The 17,905-nt window shown below is 58.6% G+C and carries 22 protein-coding genes; 2 read left to right on the top strand and 20 right to left on the bottom strand.

Annotation, left to right across the window (positions count from 1 at the left end; genetic code table 11):
• Positions 1–59 precede the first annotated feature (59 nt).
• Both JQM66_RS07220 and JQM66_RS07215 read left to right on the top strand, forming a co-directional pair.
• Entirely contained in the window at positions 60–323 is a 264-nt protein-coding gene (locus JQM66_RS07220) for a hypothetical protein (RefSeq protein WP_002575859.1), read from the top strand.
• 78 nt (positions 324–401) lie between these two features.
• Positions 402–1,202, top strand: coding sequence for a helix-turn-helix domain-containing protein (locus tag JQM66_RS07215; protein ID WP_002575858.1), 801 nt, complete (start codon positions 402–404; stop codon positions 1,200–1,202).
• Positions 1,203–1,282: 80 nt separating this feature from the next.
• Here JQM66_RS07215 and JQM66_RS07210 read toward each other — a convergent pair whose 3' ends face one another.
• From JQM66_RS07210 to tgt, 20 genes are all read right to left on the bottom strand, one after another.
• Positions 1,283–2,503, bottom strand: coding sequence for an MFS transporter (locus JQM66_RS07210; protein WP_002584949.1), 1,221 nt, complete (start codon positions 2,501–2,503; stop codon positions 1,283–1,285).
• A 1,215-nt stretch (positions 2,504–3,718) separates the two neighbouring features.
• Positions 3,719–3,856, bottom strand: a complete 138-nt coding sequence (locus JQM66_RS07205; protein WP_235229214.1) for a helix-turn-helix domain-containing protein — start codon at positions 3,854–3,856, stop codon at positions 3,719–3,721.
• A gap of 131 nt (positions 3,857–3,987) precedes the next feature.
• Positions 3,988–4,146 carry a hypothetical protein gene (locus JQM66_RS07200; RefSeq protein WP_235229213.1) on the bottom strand — a complete coding sequence of 53 codons (159 nt, stop codon included), beginning with the start codon at positions 4,144–4,146 and terminating at the stop codon, positions 3,988–3,990.
• Positions 4,147–4,281: 135 nt separating this feature from the next.
• On the bottom strand, positions 4,282–5,022 hold the full coding sequence (locus JQM66_RS07195; protein WP_235229212.1) for a YebC/PmpR family DNA-binding transcriptional regulator: 741 nt from the start codon (positions 5,020–5,022) through the stop codon (positions 4,282–4,284).
• A 20-nt stretch (positions 5,023–5,042) separates the two neighbouring features.
• Positions 5,043–5,831, bottom strand: a complete 789-nt coding sequence (locus JQM66_RS07190; protein ID WP_235229211.1) for a Nif3-like dinuclear metal center hexameric protein — start codon at positions 5,829–5,831, stop codon at positions 5,043–5,045.
• Entirely contained in the window at positions 5,815–6,519 is a 705-nt protein-coding gene (locus JQM66_RS07185; protein WP_235229210.1) for a tRNA (adenine(22)-N(1))-methyltransferase, read from the bottom strand. Before JQM66_RS07185 ends, JQM66_RS07190 begins: the two co-directional genes overlap by 17 nt.
• Positions 6,520–6,595: 76 nt before the next feature.
• A complete protein-coding gene (locus JQM66_RS07180; protein ID WP_235229209.1) occupies positions 6,596–6,802 on the bottom strand; it encodes a DUF1858 domain-containing protein in 207 nt (68 codons plus the stop codon).
• Between the two features lie 197 nt (positions 6,803–6,999).
• Entirely contained in the window at positions 7,000–7,278 is a 279-nt protein-coding gene (locus tag JQM66_RS07175; protein WP_235229208.1) for a zinc-ribbon domain containing protein, read from the bottom strand.
• Between the two features lie 38 nt (positions 7,279–7,316).
• Positions 7,317–7,958 (bottom strand): sigma-70 family RNA polymerase sigma factor, encoded by a 642-nt coding sequence (locus JQM66_RS07170; protein WP_235229207.1) that lies wholly within the window; start codon positions 7,956–7,958, stop codon positions 7,317–7,319.
• A gap of 103 nt (positions 7,959–8,061) precedes the next feature.
• Positions 8,062–9,123: a Holliday junction branch migration DNA helicase RuvB gene (ruvB, locus tag JQM66_RS07165; RefSeq protein ID WP_235229206.1), complete on the bottom strand. Its 1,062-nt coding sequence runs from the start codon at positions 9,121–9,123 to the stop codon at positions 8,062–8,064.
• Between the two features lie 43 nt (positions 9,124–9,166).
• Complete coding sequence (ruvA, locus tag JQM66_RS07160; RefSeq protein WP_235229205.1) at positions 9,167–9,772, bottom strand: Holliday junction branch migration protein RuvA; 606 nt, start codon at positions 9,770–9,772, stop codon at positions 9,167–9,169.
• Between the two features lie 10 nt (positions 9,773–9,782).
• Entirely contained in the window at positions 9,783–10,292 is a 510-nt protein-coding gene (gene ruvC / locus JQM66_RS07155; RefSeq protein WP_235229204.1) for a crossover junction endodeoxyribonuclease RuvC, read from the bottom strand.
• A 116-nt stretch (positions 10,293–10,408) separates the two neighbouring features.
• Positions 10,409–11,599, bottom strand: coding sequence for a threonine ammonia-lyase (gene ilvA, locus JQM66_RS07150; protein WP_235229203.1), 1,191 nt, complete (start codon positions 11,597–11,599; stop codon positions 10,409–10,411).
• 184 nt (positions 11,600–11,783) lie between these two features.
• Positions 11,784–13,154, bottom strand: coding sequence for a DUF4179 domain-containing protein (locus JQM66_RS07145; RefSeq protein ID WP_235229202.1), 1,371 nt, complete (start codon positions 13,152–13,154; stop codon positions 11,784–11,786).
• Entirely contained in the window at positions 13,151–13,624 is a 474-nt protein-coding gene (locus JQM66_RS07140; RefSeq protein ID WP_235229201.1) for a sigma-70 family RNA polymerase sigma factor, read from the bottom strand. The genes JQM66_RS07145 and JQM66_RS07140 overlap by 4 nt, the downstream gene beginning before the upstream one ends.
• 178 nt (positions 13,625–13,802) lie before the next feature.
• Positions 13,803–14,684: a site-specific tyrosine recombinase XerD gene (gene xerD / locus JQM66_RS07135; RefSeq protein WP_235229200.1), complete on the bottom strand. Its 882-nt coding sequence runs from the start codon at positions 14,682–14,684 to the stop codon at positions 13,803–13,805.
• 25 nt (positions 14,685–14,709) lie between these two features.
• Positions 14,710–15,324 carry a hypothetical protein gene (locus JQM66_RS07130; RefSeq protein WP_235229199.1) on the bottom strand — a complete coding sequence of 205 codons (615 nt, stop codon included), beginning with the start codon at positions 15,322–15,324 and terminating at the stop codon, positions 14,710–14,712.
• A gap of 403 nt (positions 15,325–15,727) precedes the next feature.
• On the bottom strand, positions 15,728–16,135 hold the full coding sequence (locus tag JQM66_RS07125) for a hypothetical protein (RefSeq protein ID WP_235229198.1): 408 nt from the start codon (positions 16,133–16,135) through the stop codon (positions 15,728–15,730).
• A gap of 83 nt (positions 16,136–16,218) precedes the next feature.
• Positions 16,219–16,581, bottom strand: coding sequence for a preprotein translocase subunit YajC (gene yajC, locus JQM66_RS07120; RefSeq protein WP_235229197.1), 363 nt, complete (start codon positions 16,579–16,581; stop codon positions 16,219–16,221).
• An 83-nt stretch (positions 16,582–16,664) separates the two neighbouring features.
• Positions 16,665–17,798 carry a tRNA guanosine(34) transglycosylase Tgt gene (gene tgt, locus JQM66_RS07115; RefSeq protein WP_235229196.1) on the bottom strand — a complete coding sequence of 378 codons (1,134 nt, stop codon included), beginning with the start codon at positions 17,796–17,798 and terminating at the stop codon, positions 16,665–16,667.
• Positions 17,799–17,905: the final 107 nt, after the last annotated feature.

The following is a 17,905-nucleotide window of genomic DNA, read 5'->3' as shown; positions in this document are numbered from 1 at the left end:
AAGATAAAAGACAAATTCAGGTTTCTGGTCTTCTTGCACAAAATAAAGGAGGAGCTATTATGCAAATTGTTTATATTCCAAGCGAATCAATGTCTGTTCAAGGTAAAAAAGATGAAATCTATAAAAGATATGGGAAAGACTGGAATATTAGAGAACAGGGAGGAGGTAACGGAAATTGGTTGTTGACCAGAAAAAGTGATGTGCTTGTAGATGGAAAAAGTTATCGTACTTTTGTACTTGAACACTACGGTAAATCCAAGCTGACAGCGAAGCTTGTTGATAAATTTCGTGAAGATGTAGCAAATGGTAAAATAAAACTGTAAATGCCTATGCCGTTATGCTATGAGCATAGTACATAGCATAACGGCTTCTCTTTCGTTGAGCTAGCAAGGAGGGTGAATATGTCTTTATCCATACAAGAGCGATTAAAAGACCTACGTGTGGAGCGTGGCTTGACGCTGGGGCAGCTTGCGGAGCAGACCGGGCTTTCCAAGTCTGCGCTGGGCAGTTACGAAACGGAAGACTTCAAGGACATCAGCCACTATGCCCTTATCCGGCTGGCGAAGTTTTACGGTGTGACCGCTGATTATCTGCTGGGGCTGTCTGAAATGAAAAATCACCCAAACGCCGATCTTGCAGACCTGCGTTTGAGTGATGAAATGATTGACCTGCTGAAAAGCGGGAGGATAGACAATACCCTGCTGTGTGAGCTGGCGGCGCACCCGGATTTCCCCCGGCTGATGGCTGACCTTGAAATCTATGTGAACGGAACGGCACTGAAACAGGCGCAGGGTGCAAACGCCATAGTGGACACGATGAGCGCAACTGTTATAAAAAAGCATAATCCTGGCATGAGTGATACGCAGTTAAGACAGCTTATCACCGCCCATATTGATGAGGACGAGTTTTGCCGCTATGTGATACAACGGGACATAAACGGGATTGCCCTTGCTCTGCGGGAAACACACAAGGACGATTTTTTCAGCGTCCCAGAGGATAACCCGCTAAAAGAAATGCTGGAAACTGCTGGTGAAATCGTCAGCCAGGACAGCGACACGGAACAAGCGTACTTGGCGTTTATCTGCAAACGGCTCAAGCTGAATTTTAGGAAGCTGTCAGTAGAAGAACGGAAGTGGCTGAAAAAGATTGCGGAAAAATCCGACTTGCTGAAGAATCCAAAACCGCAGAGAGGACGAAGATAAAAAATGCCTGAACGGCGGTTCTGGTTTTTCAGAACCACCATCCAGGCATTTTGTTTAGTAATAGAAAAAGGTGCAGTTGATTATTGCGTATTGTCAATCTCTCTCAAACCGGGTAGTAAAAATACGGCAAGCGCAACGATGATAATGCCAATTCCGCAAATGACAAACCATTTCTCAACTCCCAGCCGCTCCGCCAGAGGCCCGGAAATGACAAGGCCAAACGGCATGGCGAGGGAAGCGGCGCTTGTCAGTAGAGAAAAAACTCTCCCCAGATATTCTGGTTTGACCGTTTCTTGAAAAATCGCATTTTGCACACCGTAAAATGGAGCGGAAATTCCCATAACAGTACAGCACACAACAAAGACAAGAAATGCGTCTGGCGGCAAAAGCCCGGAGAGCATATTGCTAACGCCCATCAGGAGAACGGAAAGACCGATGGTGTACCGCCGTTTCTTAAAACCGCCCCAAATGCTCAGAATGACTCCGCCAAGCAGCATACCAACCGCAAAAGCAATTTCAGCGGCAGAGGCATGGGCCGGTGTTCCTTTGAAGTATGACATACAGATGAGAGGAAAAAGCGTACTGATTGGCATATAAAAGAACATATAAATTACACCAATCCAGAGCAGAGCAAAGAGGCCCCTGTTTTGCTTTAATACCACATACCCCTCTTTCATATCCTGTAAAAACTGTTGTCTTTTCGTTTCTGGACATAGTTCAGGCGTTGGTATGGACGAAATCGCAACAGTCACACAGGCAAGGATTGCACCCACAATATCTAACAATATAATTGCATTAAGAGGCCAAACAGCATATAAAAACGCTGCGGCAGCTGGACTGATAATCGCACTTACTGCTTGCATGGTCTGCGTGTAACCAGCGCATTTTGTAAGTTCCTCTTTTGGCACAATCATAGGTGTTGCTGCGCTGAATGCTGGAGAATGAAAAGCAGTTCCCGCACTTCGGATTAACAGGACAACCATAATAGACCATACGGGCAATTCCATGTAAAACGCCACCAGCGCCAGAATACCGCCAGCGGCGGCAATTATCAAATCCGCACCAATCATTACGCTTTTACGGCTGTGCCGGTCAACAAAAGCACCTGCAAACGGGCCTAAACAGGCTTGCGGCAAAAATCCAATCAGTGTTGCCGCCGTCAATATGATTGCAGAATTAGTTTTCGCAACCAAATAAAAGATAATGGCCATTTGCAAAATACCGCTGCTAATAAAGGATATTGCTTGTCCGGCAAGAAGTGTAAAATAAGTTTTTCTCCATGAATTGTTGTTTTGGGTCATAATGCGAACCTCCTTTTTTATTGCATTGTTCCTTTGTTTCTGCAATAAAAAGCAGGCGTTGTCCCACAGAGAGGGCAGACGCCTGCATAACAACAAAGCACGAAAAAACACCACGATACAGTTCAAAGACTGCTCGTGTCAAACCTACGTGTTCCTTTGCATACGCACGCAAAAAAAGCCCACCATCATGTGGAAAGGTACTTCTACTTTTTATTGCTTATTAGCGTACACAAATTAACACACGTAAGCCTCCTCCCAATCTCAAACTGTCGCACAGTATAACACACATCCGATAGACTTGTCAACCATTTTTAACCTTGTTTTCCATCTTGTTTTTCCATCTCTTACGGGCAGTAGCAAAGCCAGGCGAGCCAGTCAACGGTCAAGATGAACGGCGCTTTCAGCGCCGCCGTTGACAGTCTCGCCCGTCTTTGCTAATGGGTAATCAAGGCGGGAAAGCCATTTTAGGGCTTTCCCGCCCATTTCAATTTTGGGAGAAGAAAGGCCCCAAAATGAACGAGTGCGGCCAAACACTTTTAGGGATTGGCCACCTTGTCCACCCATCCAGCGGGGCGGCGGGGAACGGTCAAGGCCGGGCGTCAGCCCATTCATTTCAGCCTTGACGGTTTCCTGCCGTCCTGCTACTTTTCCCGGAGTGTGGCCACACATCTGGTCACGGTGTCCAGAGCTTTGGGACTTTTTGTCCCATAGGCCGGGGGCGGAGGACGAGGGACGGGGGCTTTCATAATACGCCCTGTCTGCTGCTGAAATCAGCCCTTTGTTTCCGGCTTACCAGCCCCAAACAAAGCCCTGCTTTCCTGCCGCGTCAAATGCCCTTGCCCTCCCCGGCGGCAACGGTATTTTCAGGGCAACGCCGACAGAGCGTATAACATAATACGCCCTGTCTGCTGCTGAAATCAGCCCTTTGTTTCCGGCTTACCAGCCCCAAACAAAGCCCTGCTTTCCTGCCGCGTCAAATGCCCTTGCCCTCCCCGGCGGCAACGGTATTTTCAGGGCAACGCCGACAGAGCGTATAACACACTACACTTTGCTCCGCAAAGTCGTGTGCCAAATGGGGCGCTGCCCCCTTTGGAAACCCCCACAAGAAAAGGCGGTACGCTACCCCTCCACGGGGCGCATACCGCCTTTTCTTGTTATCCAGCCCTCCGGCTGTATCGGTTGAGCAAAAGTCCGCGTGGGATTGATGTGGTATCTTTAACTTTGGGAAACTCCCCGCTCCCACTTGCTGACAGCCTTGTCTGTCACATGGAGACGCGCCGCCAGGTCCTTTTGTGTCATGTTCCGTTCTTTTCGGCGCGCCCCGATAAAGGCGCCCAGCCGTTCCTTGTTCATGTGCTTCACCTCGCCTCTGACTGTACGCCGTTTCCCTGAAAAAGGCAACCGACCAGCGGTAGAATCCATCGTCATTCATCGAGGCATCTTACTTCCTGTCCTCATTCATTTGCTGAATATACTTCCGCAGTTCAGTGTCCATAGCTGGCACAGTCTGTTTGAATAAACTTTTTCGCACGATAACGCAGAAAGAGATTGAGGTTGTTCCGGTAACTCCTAATCGTTTTAGGGGTATACTTCCGAACCTCAATCTCTTTCAAAAATTCCTTTGCTGCCAACGTCAATTTCATACAGAAAACCTCCCTATGTTTGTCGCAACAGGGATGATAATGTATGTCGTCGTTGAACAGGAGCTGTAGGAAAACTTGTAACTTTTTTGATTCAATAAGTTGACAAAATTAACTGTATTTTTGCAATTATCGTAATCAGTCCATATTCTCCCAGTTGTGCCAGACGTTCTGCACGTCGTCGTTGTCCTCCAGCATGTCGATGAGCTTGGCCATGTTCTTCAGGTCGCCCTCGCCGCTGAGGTTGATGTAGTTCTGGGGCACCATCTCCACCTGGGCGCTGACGAAGGTGTAGCCCTTGGCCTCCAGGGCCTTGACCACGTCGTTGAAGGCGTCGGGATCGGTGGTGACCTCCAGGGCGGGACCGTCGGCCTCGAAGTCCTCGGCGCCGGCGTCCAGCGCGTCCATCATGACCACTTCCTCGTCCAGCTCGCCCTCCTCGTTGTCGATGACGATGACGCCCTTCTTGTCGAAGGACCAGGACACGCAGCCCTGGGCGCCCATGTTGCCGTTGCACTTGTCGAAAGCGTGACGGACCTCGGGAGCGGTACGCTGGCGGTTGTCGGTCAGGGCCTCCACGATGACGGCCACGCCGCCGGGGCCGTAGCCCTCGTAGGTGACGGCCTCGTAGTTCTCGGTGCTGCCGGCACCCAGGGCCTTGTCGATGGTGCGCTTGATGTTGTCGTTGGGCATGTTGACGGCCTTGGCCTTGGCAATGACGGTGGCCAGGCGGGAGTTGTTGTTGGGGTCGCCGGAGCCGCCGCCCTCTTTCACGGCCACGATGATCTCCTTGGCGATCTTGGTGAACGCGGCGGAACGCTTGGCGTCCTGGGCGCCCTTGGTCTTCTGAATATTATGCCATTTAGAATGTCCGGACATAGTACTATTTCTCCTTCAAATCAATCTTTTACAAGGTATTGGATCACTTCCCGGTGGGAAGCGGATTTTGTGACGGTCAGTTCCGGGAACCGCGCCGTTAAATAGGAAACCAGTGCTTCACAGACCGGGTCCTCCGTTGGGAAATGGCCCGCGTCGATGAGGTTGATGCCCTTCCCTTTCGCGTCCAGGAAGGTGTGGTAGGTCAGGTCGGAGGTGACGAAGGTATCGCATCCGGCTTGGATGGCGAAGTCCTCGTAGTCCCCGCAGGCGCCGCCGCCCACGGCCACCTTGCTGACCAGCTTTCCGGCGTCGGCAAAGCGGACGCCGTTGGCGTGCAGGGCCTTTTGGACGGACCGGGCGAAGTCCGCCAGCGCCATGGGCGTTGCCAGAGTGCCCACCCGGCACAGGCCCTCCGGGTCTCCCAGGGGCCCAGGGTCGATCAGCTCCAGCGCTTGCGCCAGGCGGTCGTTGACCCCTCCCTCCGCGATATCCAGGTTGGTATGCATACAGGCGGCGGATACGCCGCTGCGCAGCAGCTTCAGCAGCAGGTGGCCCTGGGGCGTGTCGCTGCGGACGGTCTGCACCGGCAGCCACTTGCAGTTCATGACGGGGTGATGGCTGACGATCAGCTGACAGCCCTTTTCCAGGGCCTCGTCGGCCACGGCTTCCGTGATGTCCAGCGCCACCAGGACCCGGGAAACTTCCGTATCCGGGTCCCCCAGCAGCTGGCCTACGTTGTCCCAGCTCATGGCCAGGTCTTTGGGCGCCAGGGCAAACAGCGCCTGTTCGATGTCACGGACAGTTGGCATGGCGCCACTCCTCTCTCATAGCCAGCAGCGCGGTGACGGTGTCCCGCAGCCCGTCGGCCTTCTCCCGGTCCTCCGGGCGCTCCGAGCGGTTCTTCCCCGCGATGGCGCCCATGAGCCGGATGATCTTTTCGATGATGTAGCGGTCCCCCAGCGGGTCATGCAGCAGTCTGGCGCCGCCCCACAGCTGGCCCTGGGCCAGGGTCATCTCCCCCGCCGTGACCTCCATCACCGGGTAGAGGGTGCCCCGGTCCCGCACCAGCGCCTCCCGGCGGATGGCGTAGCCGTGGTCCATCAGGAACAGCCGCAGCTCCTCCGCCTTGGTGTGGGGGGAGAGCAGCAGGGTGTGTTCCCCGTCCGCCGTCCAGGGTGCCGCCGCCAGAATGGAGGCGATGTTCTCCCCACCCATACCGGCAATGACGATGGTGTCGGCCTCCTCCGGGCGGATGCCCACCAGGCCGTCGCCCAGGCGGTAGTCGATGCCCTCGGCCCCGTAGGTCCGGCCGGTCTCCCTGGCCCGCTCCAGGGGCCCTTTCCGAAGATCGCTGGCAATGGCAGAGGTCACGCGGCCGTGGAGCGTCAGCCACACGGGCAGGTAGGCGTGGTCTGTGCCAACATCAGCGAACCTGGCGCCCCGGGGGACCCAATCGGCCAGCAGCTGCAGCCGGGGAGACAGTTCCAGTTGTCGCATGTTCGATCCTCCGGCAGTCGGTTTAAGGACGCATACGGGTTTGCCCCCGTATGCGTCCCATTGGTGCATTGGTCCCTTACTGGGCCTTGTTGGCCTCTTCGTTCACCAGGGCCAGCAGCTTGTCCACGTCCACGCCGTGGACCATGCAGGCCTCCTCCACGGTCTCACCGCGGGAAGAGGGGCAGCCCAGGCAGTGCATGCCGATGGACAGGAAGATGGGAGCGGTCTGGGGAGCGATATCCAGGATATCACCGATGATGGTATCTTTGGTAATGGTGATCATAGCAGTTTTCCTCCAGTTTAAAATTCAACGGTGGTATTATACGCTATTGTAAACGGAAATTCAATAGAAAATCAAAGAAAAGTATACATCTTGCGGAAAAGTGCCGTCCCTTCTCCCCCTCCGCGCGCAAAAAAGCGGCGCCCGCTTTCACGGACGCCGTTTTTCCTTTGCAAGAAACAAAACCGTAGATCAGTTTGTTATCTGCCCTCGCGCATCTTGGCGAAGCACTCGCTGCAGTAGACAGGACGGTCAGACTTGGGCTCGAAGGGAACCTTGGCCTCGCCGCCGCAGGCAGCGCAAACAGCGGTGAAATACTCACGGGGGCCGCGGGCGGCGTTCTTGCGAGCATCACGGCAGGCCTTGCAGCGCTGGGGCTCGTTCTGGAAGCCGCGCTCAGCGTAGAACTCCTGCTCACCGGCGGTGAACACGAACTCCTGGCCGCACTCTTTGCACACTAAAGTCTTGTCTTCGTACATGATTTTACCCTCTCTTTGAAAAGAAAAATATATTGCGTTCAGCCTTTGCTGAATTCGCCGGAAAGAAGTTGCTGTGCTACCTTGCGGCGGATCCGCTGCACAGCGTTGTCCACGGACTTTGGGGGCTTGCCTACCGTCTCGGCAATTTCCCTGCATGAAAGACCGTCTAAATAGTACCCCAAAATCTTCGCTTCAAATTCGGACAACTGTTTCCGGACACCGGTCAGGAGGGCTGCTGTGTGCTCCCGGTCGATCAGGTGATCTTCGGGATTTCGCTGCGCCAGATGCGAGGTGCCAGAGGTGTAAGAATGACTGTCAAATTCAGGAGTATCCAGAGAAACCGACTGATTGAGCGCCTGGTGCTTTTCACGGGCCGCGGCGCGGAGTACGGAATACAGCCGGTTGCGAATGCAGACTTCGGCAAACGTCCGGAACGTGGTCTCCTTGGACCCGTCGTATTCCCGGACGGCCTTGATGAGACCCACCATCCCCTCCTGGGTCAGGTCCTCACTGTCGCCGCCGGCCAGAAAGAACGGCCGGGCGCAGGTGCGGACCAGACGGTTGTACCGCGTCACCAGAGTCTCCTCCGCATCGCGGTTCCCGGAGGCCGCCAGACGGCAAAGCTCTTCGTCCGTCAGGTCCTCCAAAGGTATTGAGGTGTTCTCATGCCATTTGCACATATCTTATTATACCTGTCCAATGCTCAAAATGTCAAGCAAATTATCAAATTTTCGTGAAACAAAATCCGCGAATTTTAGTGAATTTGGAAAATCGCCGAAAATATCACAATGTCAGCTGATCCATGCCCCCCTCCGGCACGGCTCCGCCGGGGATGGCCCGGTGGAGATGCTGGTACGCTTTCTGGGTCACGCACCGTCCCCGGGGCGTCCGGGTCAGGAAGCCCAGCTGCATCAGGTACGGCTCGTACACATCCTCCAGGGTGACGGACTCCTCGCCGATGGTGGCCGCCAGGGTCTCCAGGCCCACGGGGCCTCCGTTGTAGTTGTCCATGATGGCGCCCAGCATCCGCCGGTCCACCGGGTCCAGACCCAGGTGGTCGATCTCCAGGGCGCACAGGGCCTGGTCCGCCACGTCCTTGGTGATGACGCCGTCAGCTTTCACCTGGGCAAAGTCCCGGACACGGCGCAGCATCCGGTTGGCGATTCTGGGGGTGCCCCGGCTGCGGCGGGCGATCTCATAGGAGCCCTCGGGGACGATGTCCACATTCAGGATGCCGGCGGACCGGGTGACGATCTTCGCCAGCTCCTCCGGGGTGTACAGCTCCAGCCGCAGGGTCACGCCGAAGCGGTCCCGCAGGGGCGCGGACAGCTGGCCCGCCCGGGTGGTGGCACCGATGAGGGTGAACTTGGGCAGGTCCAGCCGGATGGAGTTGGCGCTGGGACCTTTGCCTACGATGATGTCCAGGGCGTAGTCCTCCATGGCGGGGTAGAGAATCTCCTCCACGGAGCGGTTCAGCCGGTGGATCTCATCCACAAACAGAATGTCGCCCTCATTCAGGTTGGTCAGCAGGGCCGCCAGGTCGCCGGGCTTCTCAATGGCGGGGCCGGAGGTGATGCGGATGCCCGCCCCCATCTCCTGGGCGATGATGCCCGCCAGGGTGGTCTTGCCCAGGCCCGGAGGGCCGTGGAGCAGCACATGGTCCAGGGCCTCCTCTCTCCTTCTGGCGGCCTCGATGAAGATAGCCAGGTTGTCCTTGACCTTCTCCTGGCCGATGTACTCCGCCAGGGTCTTGGGCCGCAGGGAGCTCTCCTGGGCGTCCTCCGCCAGGAAGGTCTTGGCCACAATGGGCTCCTCGTAAATATCATTTCCAAAGTCGATGCTCATAGCTTCACTTCCCTGTTTGGGGTGTATTCGCCCGCAGGCGTCCTCACTTCACCATCTTTTTCAGGCTCTGGCGGATGATCTCCTCCAGCGGCAGGTTCTCCACGTCCACGCCCTTCAGGGCCATCTGGACCTCCTGGCTGGAGTAGCCCAGCACCGCCAGGGCCTGAGCGGCCTCCGTGGCCTTGCTGGCGAACAGCGGCGCCGCCGGAACGCCCTTGCCGCCGGAGAAGTCCAGGCCCCCCGCGGTCTCCCGGGCCATTTTGTCCTTCAGCTCCAGAATGATGCGCTGGGCGATCTTCTTGCCGATGCCCGGCGCCGCCGTCAGGGCCTTGGCGTCCTCTGTGACCACGGCCATGGCCAGAGCCTCCGGCGTGGCGGAGGACAGGATGGCCAGGGCCGCCTTGGGTCCCACGCCGCTGACGCCGATCAGCATGCGGAAGCTGTTCAGCTCGTTCTGGGCGGCGAAGCCGTACAGCTCGAAGATGCCCTCCCCCACGTTCAGATGGGTATACAGCTTTCCCCGCTGGCCCTTTTTCAGAGCCGCCAGGGTGTTGTTGGTGGTTTTGCAGGCGTAGCCCACCCCGCCGCAGTCGATGACCGCCAGACCGGGTAAGATCTCCGCCACGGTGCCGTCCAGATAGTAAAACATAGCGCTCTCCTTATACCGTCTCTTTCACATTCCCCGTCTGGGGAAGCCGTGAAGTAAAACTCCTTGCATGACACAGGGCCAGAGCCAGTGCGTCCGCCGCATCGTCTGGCCTGGGGACGCTTTTCAGCTTCAGCAGCCGCTTGGTCATGTCCATGACCTGATGCTTCTCCGCCTTGCCGTAGCCCGTCACCGCCAGCTTCACCTGGGAGGGGGTGTACTCGTACAGGGGGATGCCGCACTTCTCGGCGGCGTACAGGATGACGCCCCGGCCGTGGGCCACGGCGATGCCGGTGGTGATGTTGGTGTTGAAGAACAGCTCCTCGATGGAGATCACGTCCGGCTTCAGCTGGCCGATCAGGTCCTCCATATCGGTGCCGATCTGGTACAGCCGCCGGGACAGCGGCAGGCCCGCCGGAGTGGTGATGGCCCCATAGGTCACCATGTGAACTTGTCCCCGGTCCGCCTCCACCAGGCCGAAGCCAATGGTGGCAAAGCCCGGGTCGATGCCCAAGATGCGCATAGGCCGCCCCTTCCCTGTTGAATCACAGTCAGTATAGCAGACTTCCCGCCTTTGCGCAACCGAAAAGAACAAATGTGCGAGAAAAAGACGCCCGCGCTGGGCGGGCGTCTCTGCTCTCATTTCAGCAACTCGTAGCCGTGGACGGCCAGGGCCGCCTGGATGTCGGCGATGTGCTGGTGGTTCCGGGTCTCCAGCACCAGATTGACCATGCAGGCGTTCACGTCGGAGTCCTGGTCCTCCCGGGCGTGGTTGATGGTCATGACGTTGGCACCGGTCTCGGAGATGATGCTCAGCATCCGCAGCAGGTGGCCCGGCTGGTCCACCACCTTGGTGGTGATCTCCATGATGCGGCCGGACTTGCTGAGGCCCTTGGTGATGACCCGGGACAAGGTGGTCACGTCCACATTGCCGCCGGACACCAGACAGACCGTCTTCTTTTCGGACACGTCCACCTTGTTGAACAGAACCGCCGCGATGGGGGTGGCCCCGGCGCCCTCCGCTACGATCTTCTGGTCCTCCATCAGGGCCAGGATGCCGGTGGCGATCTCGTCATCCCGGACGGTGACGATCTCGTCCACGTACTTTTGGCACAGTGCAAAGGTCAGGTCCCCGGGCCGTTTCACGGCGATGCCGTCGGCGATGGTGGAGACACCGGGCAGCTCCACCGGCTCCCCGGCGTTTTGGGAGGTCAGCATGGAGGCGGCGCCCTCCGCCTGGACGCCGATGATCCGGCAGCTGGGGCGGATGCTCTTCACCGCGCAGGCCACGCCGGAGATCAGTCCGCCGCCGCCGATGGGCACGATGATCTGCTCCACCTCCGGCAGCTGCTCCAAAATCTCCAGGCCGATGGTCCCCTGCCCCGCGATGACGGCGGGGTCGTTGAAGGGATGGGCGAAGGTGTAGCCCTTCTCCTCCGCCAGACGGGCGGCCTCCCTGGCCGCGTCATCGTAGACACCGGGCACCAGCACCACCTCAGCGCCGTAGTTCCGGGTGGCCTCGATCTTGCTGATGGGCGCGCCGGCGGGCATGCAGATGACGGACTTCATCCCCAGCCTTGTGGCGGACAGGGCGATGCCCTGGGCGTGGTTGCCGGCGGAGCAGGCGATGACGCCCCGCTCCCGCTCCTGGGGAGACAGGCTCCGCAGCTTGTTGTAGGCACCCCGCAGCTTGAAGGCACCGGTGAGCTGTAAATTCTCGCATTTGATGTACACATTCTTCCCCAGCGCCTTGGCGGGGTTCAGGGGCGTGACCCGTGCGACGCCCCGCAGGGCGTTCTGGGCCTCCCAGATGGTTTCCAGAGTGACCATGTTCCATCCTCCTCGGATTTTCATATTCCTATCATAACCGAGCTGGAAAAAAATGCAATCTGCAAATAGCACAATGTTTTCTTCTGAAAAACGATATTTCTTACAATTGTATTTATACTGGAGACAACCGCGCTTCCATGGTGCAAAAAGAGGCGCCCGCCGGGATGGCGGACGCCCTTGGTGGTCATTTGATGGGGATGGTGATGGGGATGGTCTCAGCGGTGGTGCGGGAATAGGTGGGCTGCAGCCAGACCACGTCCTCCTGATACCCCGGCAGGGGCAGCATCTCCTCGAAGTACCCGCTGCCGTCGGTGGTGGTGCCCCGGCGGTTGGCCTCGTACGGGTTCCCCGCCTCGTCATAGAAGGTGGCGTACCAGACCTGATAGCTGTGGTTTTCCTCCCGCTGCTGTACCCGGAAGGTCAGGAGCCAGCCGCCGTCCCGCTTTTCGGCGCTTTGGAAGGCAACGCCCTCCGGCAGCCGCTCCGCCGTCCGGTGCGCCAGGTCCACCCGGACAGTCTCCATGTCCTTGTCCAGCCACTCCGCCCCGGTGATGTGGAGGATCAGGTGTTCGCTGTGGGCGAAATAGGGGCTCTCCAGCCGGAAGGAAACGTAGGCGGGAGAATCCTCGTCTCCGGTGGCGCTGACGCCGTTGGAGATGGGCTCAAACCGCTCTCCGTCCTCGTTCTCCAGATAGAACGCCAGACTTTTCAGCCAGGCGGTGTTGGACGGGTCATCGGCCACGTTCACCCGAACGTGGGTGGGATAGACCTCCACCTCCGTCACCGTCAGGGACTGGCCGTCCATGTCAAAGGTCCGGTTGACGGGGATCAGCTCCCCCTTGGCGGTGAACTGGGGGTCGAACGCCAGAGCAAAGGTAAACTCCGCCAGGTAGTCCGGTTCCTCCGCTTCCACCGGCTCCAGCATCTCGTCCTCATAGGATCTCACAGGCGCTTCTGTCGGACCCTCCGACCAGTCCGGCTCCACATAGGTGGTGACGCCGAAGGTCATGGTGAAGCTGTCGGGGACGTTGTGATCGCCGTAGTCCAGGGTGTAGTGCAGCAACGTCCCGGGGGGCTGGTCCCAGCTGCTGCCGATGGTGGAGCATACCTGCTCCGGTTCGTAGCGGGGCATCTCGGCGTTCAGGTTGTCATACCCCGGGGCATTCAGGGTAAAGAAGATGTTCAGCTGCTTCTGGTCCACGATGACGTATTCGATGGTGGCGGTGATGCCGTTCACCGTCTGGCTCTGCCCAATGGGCTGAACGTACTGGTTCTCCACGGCGGCGGACAAACTGGGCGACCAGGCCACGGCTTTCGCCAGCTCCCGCAGCACCGGGATGCTGCCGCAGGCACGGGCAAAGGGCACGGACAGGTTCACCAGCAGCACAAAGGCCGTGAAGCAGGCGGCGATGCTGCCGCAGGAGATGCCCCAGGCCCGCCGTTTTTTCTGTAAAGCGGTTTTCCTTTTCACCGCTTTTTCCACAGTGCATTCCAGCTCTGCCGGAACACTTTCCAGCTCCGCCAGCAGGTTCTTGTATTCCTCGTTTCGGCTCATACGGACTCCTCCTCTCCCAGTTCCAGCCGCAGCAATTGCAGGGCACGCCGCTGCCGGGTGGCCACGGTGCCCTGGGGCACCTCCAACGCGGCGGCGGTCTCCGCCCGGGACAGACCGGCGAAAAACCGCAGGATGATCACCGACCGCAGGTCCTCCGGCAGGCGGCGGACGGCATCCTTCAGGGGCAGGCCGTCGTATGCGTCCGGTCCGGCGGTGTCCGGGAACGTCTCTTCCCCGGAAAACCGCTTGCGGCGGCGCAGCTCCTTATGACATTCGTTCAGCAGGATGCGGGTGAGCCAGGTGTCGAAGAACGCCGGCTGGCGCAGCTTTTTCAGGGCCCGCAGGGCCTGATACACCGCCTCGTCCACCGCTTCCAGGGCATCCGCCTCCCTGCCCAGATACAGGTACGCGGTGCGGTACAGCCGCCCCCGCAGGGCCTGCACCCGGGCGGCAAAGGTCTCCTGATCCATGGGCGCCCCTCCTTTCCTCGTTCTGACTGTTAGAGTGTTTGAGATGGGATTTTGTTTTGGGGTACAAGAAAAATTTTGAGGCGGGCGGCTGATAGCCGCCCCTACAGGTTCTGTCGGGGGGCCAATAAAATGGTGGAACGGAGGCAAAAAATCAGCACGGCGGCTGCCGTGCTGACGTTTATGCTCGGGGATGTGCCTTTTGATATACATCCTTCAATTGCCGCTTCACCACATGGGTATAGATCTGGGTGGAGGAGATATCCGCATGGCCCAGCATCTCCTGGATGGACCGCAGGTCCGCGCCGTTTTCCAGCAGGTGTACGGCAAAGGAGTGGCGCAGGGTGTGGGGGGTGATCTCCTTCTGGATGCCCGCCATCTCCTGATAGTGCTTGATGATCTTCCAGAAGCCCTGGCGGCTCATGCGCTCGCCGTTCATGTTGACGAAGAGGGCCTGCTCACTGCTGTCGGCGATCAGCTGGGGGCGGATGGTCTTCACATAATCCTGCAGCGCCTTGACGGCGGTGTGGTACAGGGGGATGATGCGCTCCTTCCCCCGGCTCTCGCAGCGGATGAAGCCCGCCGCCAGATTCAGATCATCCAGGTCCAGGGAGATCAGCTCACTGACCCGGATGCCGGTGGCATACAGCAGCTCCAGCATGGCGTGGTCCCGGAAGCCCTTGGCATCCACGCACTGGGGCTGCTCCAGGAACAGCTCTACTTCTTTATTGGTCAAAATTTCCGGGTACTTCCGCTCCACCTTGGCAGCGGCCACACCCTTGGCGGGATTGCTGTCCAGTTCTCCGGTGGAGATCAGGTAATTGTAGAAGGATTTCACAGAGGCCAGGAACCGGGTCACCGATGCCGCGGACTTGCCCCGGCCCTGCATCCAGCTCATATAGGAGCGGACCATGTCGCTGTCCGCCTCCAGCAGGCCGCAGCCCTCGGTGTGATCCAGATAATCGGCAAACTGGGTCACGTCCCGCAGGTAAGAGCTGATGGTATTCTGAGAAGCGTGCTTCTCCTCCGCCAGATAGGCGCCGTATCGTTCGATCAATTCCATGTCAGCTCTCCCACTCTCTTTCGTATCAGACCAGGACACGTCCCAGAACCAGCCGCAGCAGCCACGGCGAAACAAACAATTCCACACACACGCCAACCAGCAGTGTCAACATACACAGCCCCAGACGCCGCCACCAGACTTTTCCATAGGTCACCGGGGCGGCCCGCCGTCCCCTCCCAAAGGACATGGCGGCCAGCGCCGCGGCGGAGCCCCAGGCGGGGACCGCCAGCAGAAAAAACACCGGCAGCGTCACGGCGCACCGCAACCCGAAGACCGCCAGTGCCAGCATGACCCCGTCGGCTCCGAAGGCCGCCGTGAAGCAGCAGACGGAAAAGGACAGGAAAAAGCCGAACAGCAGGGCCGTGCAGGGCAGCAGCACCACCCCGACGGAGGCAAAGCCCAGCAGCGCCGCCAGCAGCGGATACCGCAGGTACAGCACCAAGGCCGACAGGACGGTTCCGGCGGTGACGCCGCCCTCCACCGTGACATAATGGTGAAGGTATTCCGATAACTCCCGGCCTGCCTCCCGCGGGACCCGGCCCGCCAGGACCTGTCCCAAACAGACTCCGGCCAAAAAGAACAGCGCCAGGAACACCATGCGGGGCAGTGGAGAGGGCTGTCCCCCCTTGCCTCGATCCATTAAGCTCAAACCGCCTCACCTCGCTGCATCCTATGCGGAGACGGAGGGGATTATGAGCGGACCGCGCGCCGCAGCATCCCTGCCTGGATACGGAGCGGTTAACGTAAATCTATTATTCTTATAATATAGTGCAATTTTCCAAATTTATCAAGGAATTTACCTGAAAAACATCTTTTTTGGTAGTTATGTCAAATTCTTATGTTAACTGTATTATGTCAACCTCGGAAACAAGTGGGGCCAGACAGCCCTCCGCACCCCGGATATGGGCAAGATGTGGGGGCAAGCCAGCCGGCGGCGCCCCATATCTGCCCTCCCCCACCGCCACGCCGCAAGGGCGCGGACGGCGGGCCGCCTCCTTTGAATAAAGCGACCAAACCACAAATTTGTAGATTTTCACAAAGGGCTACTTCCGCTTCCGGCGCCTGCCGCCCCGCCGTCCGCCAAGCAGCCCCGCCGCCAAACCGCCGCCCAGCGCGCAAAGCAGCAGAATGACGCCCCTGCTGCCGATGCCGTCGGGCCAGCAGGCCAGCCCCACCACCAGCAGAACCGCCGCGAACAGCGCGGTGTTCAGCAGGGCCGCCGGCAGCGGACCCCAGGGGGTCCTGTAGGCCGTCACCCCTCCCCCGCTGAGCGCCCCCAGCAGGCAGAGGACCGCCACCGTCGGGAAGGCTGCCCGCTCCGGCACCGCGCCCTTCACCGCCAGCAGGGCCAGCAGCAAAATCCCCGCCAGATACACGCTCAGCGATACAGCGGTCCCCTGCAGCAGTACCGCTCCCGTCGTCGTCCGCTTTTTCCTTTTCCCCTTGGACATAAAAAAACCTCCCCTGCAACATGCTCGTCACTGGAGCATATTCCAAGGGAGGTATTTTTTATGACGCGGGAAGCAGATCGGAATTACTTTTCCTCGGTCTCGGCGGGGATCTCGTCCACGGGCTCCTCGGGGACCTCGTTCTTCTTGGACTTCTTCTCGGCCTCGGGCTGCTCGCTGGTCTGGACGCCCACGCTGGACAGCGCCCACTTGGCGAACTCCATACGGACCCGGTCCTCGCTGGTCTCGATGACAAAGGTGTCATTGGTGACAGACACGACCTTGCCGATGATGCCGCCGATGGTGGTGATGGTGTCGCCCTTCTTCAGGCCCTCACGCATCTCCTGCGCCTTCTTCTTACGCTTGTTCTCGGGACGGATCATCATGAAATACATGATGGCGAACAGCGCCACGATCATGATGATGGAAGACATACCCTGGCTACTCATGTTGAAATACTCCTTTTGTTTCAAAAATTCAGAACACTGCTATTATACCAAAACCCACAGGTTTTGCAAGAACTTTCTTGCGTTTACGCCCGCAGCTCCAGCTTTCCGCTGTACCGGGCCCGGAAGTCCGCGAAATTCCCCTCGTCCAGGGCCTGGCGGATCTTCGCCATCAGCTCGTTGTAGAAATAGAGGTTGTGCAGCACGGCGAACCGCAGGGCCAGCACCTCGTCGGCCTTGAACAGGTGCCGCAGGTAAGCCCGGGAGAAATTCCGGCAGACCGGGCAATTACAGCTCTCGCTGATGGGGCGGTCGTCGGTCTCGTACTTCTGGTTCAGGATGTTGACCGTCCCCTCCCAGGTGAAGAGCTTGCCGTGGCGGCCGTTGCGGGAGGGCATGACGCAGTCGAAGAAGTCTACGCCCCTGCTGACGGCCTCGATGATGTTGCTGGGGGTGCCCACGCCCATGAGATACCGGGGTTTTTCCGGGGGCATGTGGGGCTCCACCACGTCGATTATCTCGTACATGACCTCCGCCGGCTCCCCCACCGCCAGACCGCCGATGGCGAAGCCGTCGCAGTCGATCTTGGCGATCTGCTGCATGTGCCAGGCCCGCAGGTCCGCGAAGGTGGCGCCCTGGTTGATGCCGAAGAGCATCTGGTGGGGGTTCACGGTGTCCTGCAGGCTGTTGAGCCGGTCGTGCTCGATCTTGCACCGTTCCAGCCACCGCAGCGTCCGCTCACAGCTGGCCTTGGCGTACTCATAGGGCGCCGGGTTCTCCACGCACTCGTCGAAGGCCATGGCGATGTCGCTGCCCAGGTTGGACTGGATCTGCATGGACTCCTCGGGACCCATGAAGATCTTGTGGCCGTCGATGTGGGAGGCGAAGGTGACGCCCTCCTCCTTGATTTTCCGCAGGGACGCCAGGGAAAACACCTGGAACCCGCCGGAATCCGTCAGGATGGGGCCGTCCCAGTTCATGAATTTGTGGAGGCCGCCCATCTGCCGCACGATCTTGTCGCCGGGCCGCAGGTGCAGGTGGTAGGTGTTGCTCAGCTCGATCTGGCAGCCCACTTCTTTCAGGTCATGGGCGGAGACGCCGCCCTTGATGGCGGCCTGGGTGCCCACGTTCATGAACACCGGCGTCTGCACGGTGCCGCCATGGGCGCAGGAAAATTCACCGCGCCGGGCGCGGCCTTCGGTTTTGAGTACTTTGAACATATTCCTTCTCGTTTCTGTTTATTTTGCACGGTCAAAAAAGGTCCGCAGCTCCGCGGGGACAAGTCCTTCCTGGGAATGCCCCATTTCGTACTATTTTTATTATAGTA

This window comes from Oscillibacter valericigenes, assembly GCF_021531915.1.
GTDB lineage: Bacteria > Bacillota > Clostridia > Oscillospirales > Oscillospiraceae > Oscillibacter > Oscillibacter valericigenes_A.
This window is presented reverse-complemented; position numbering and strand designations above follow the sequence as displayed.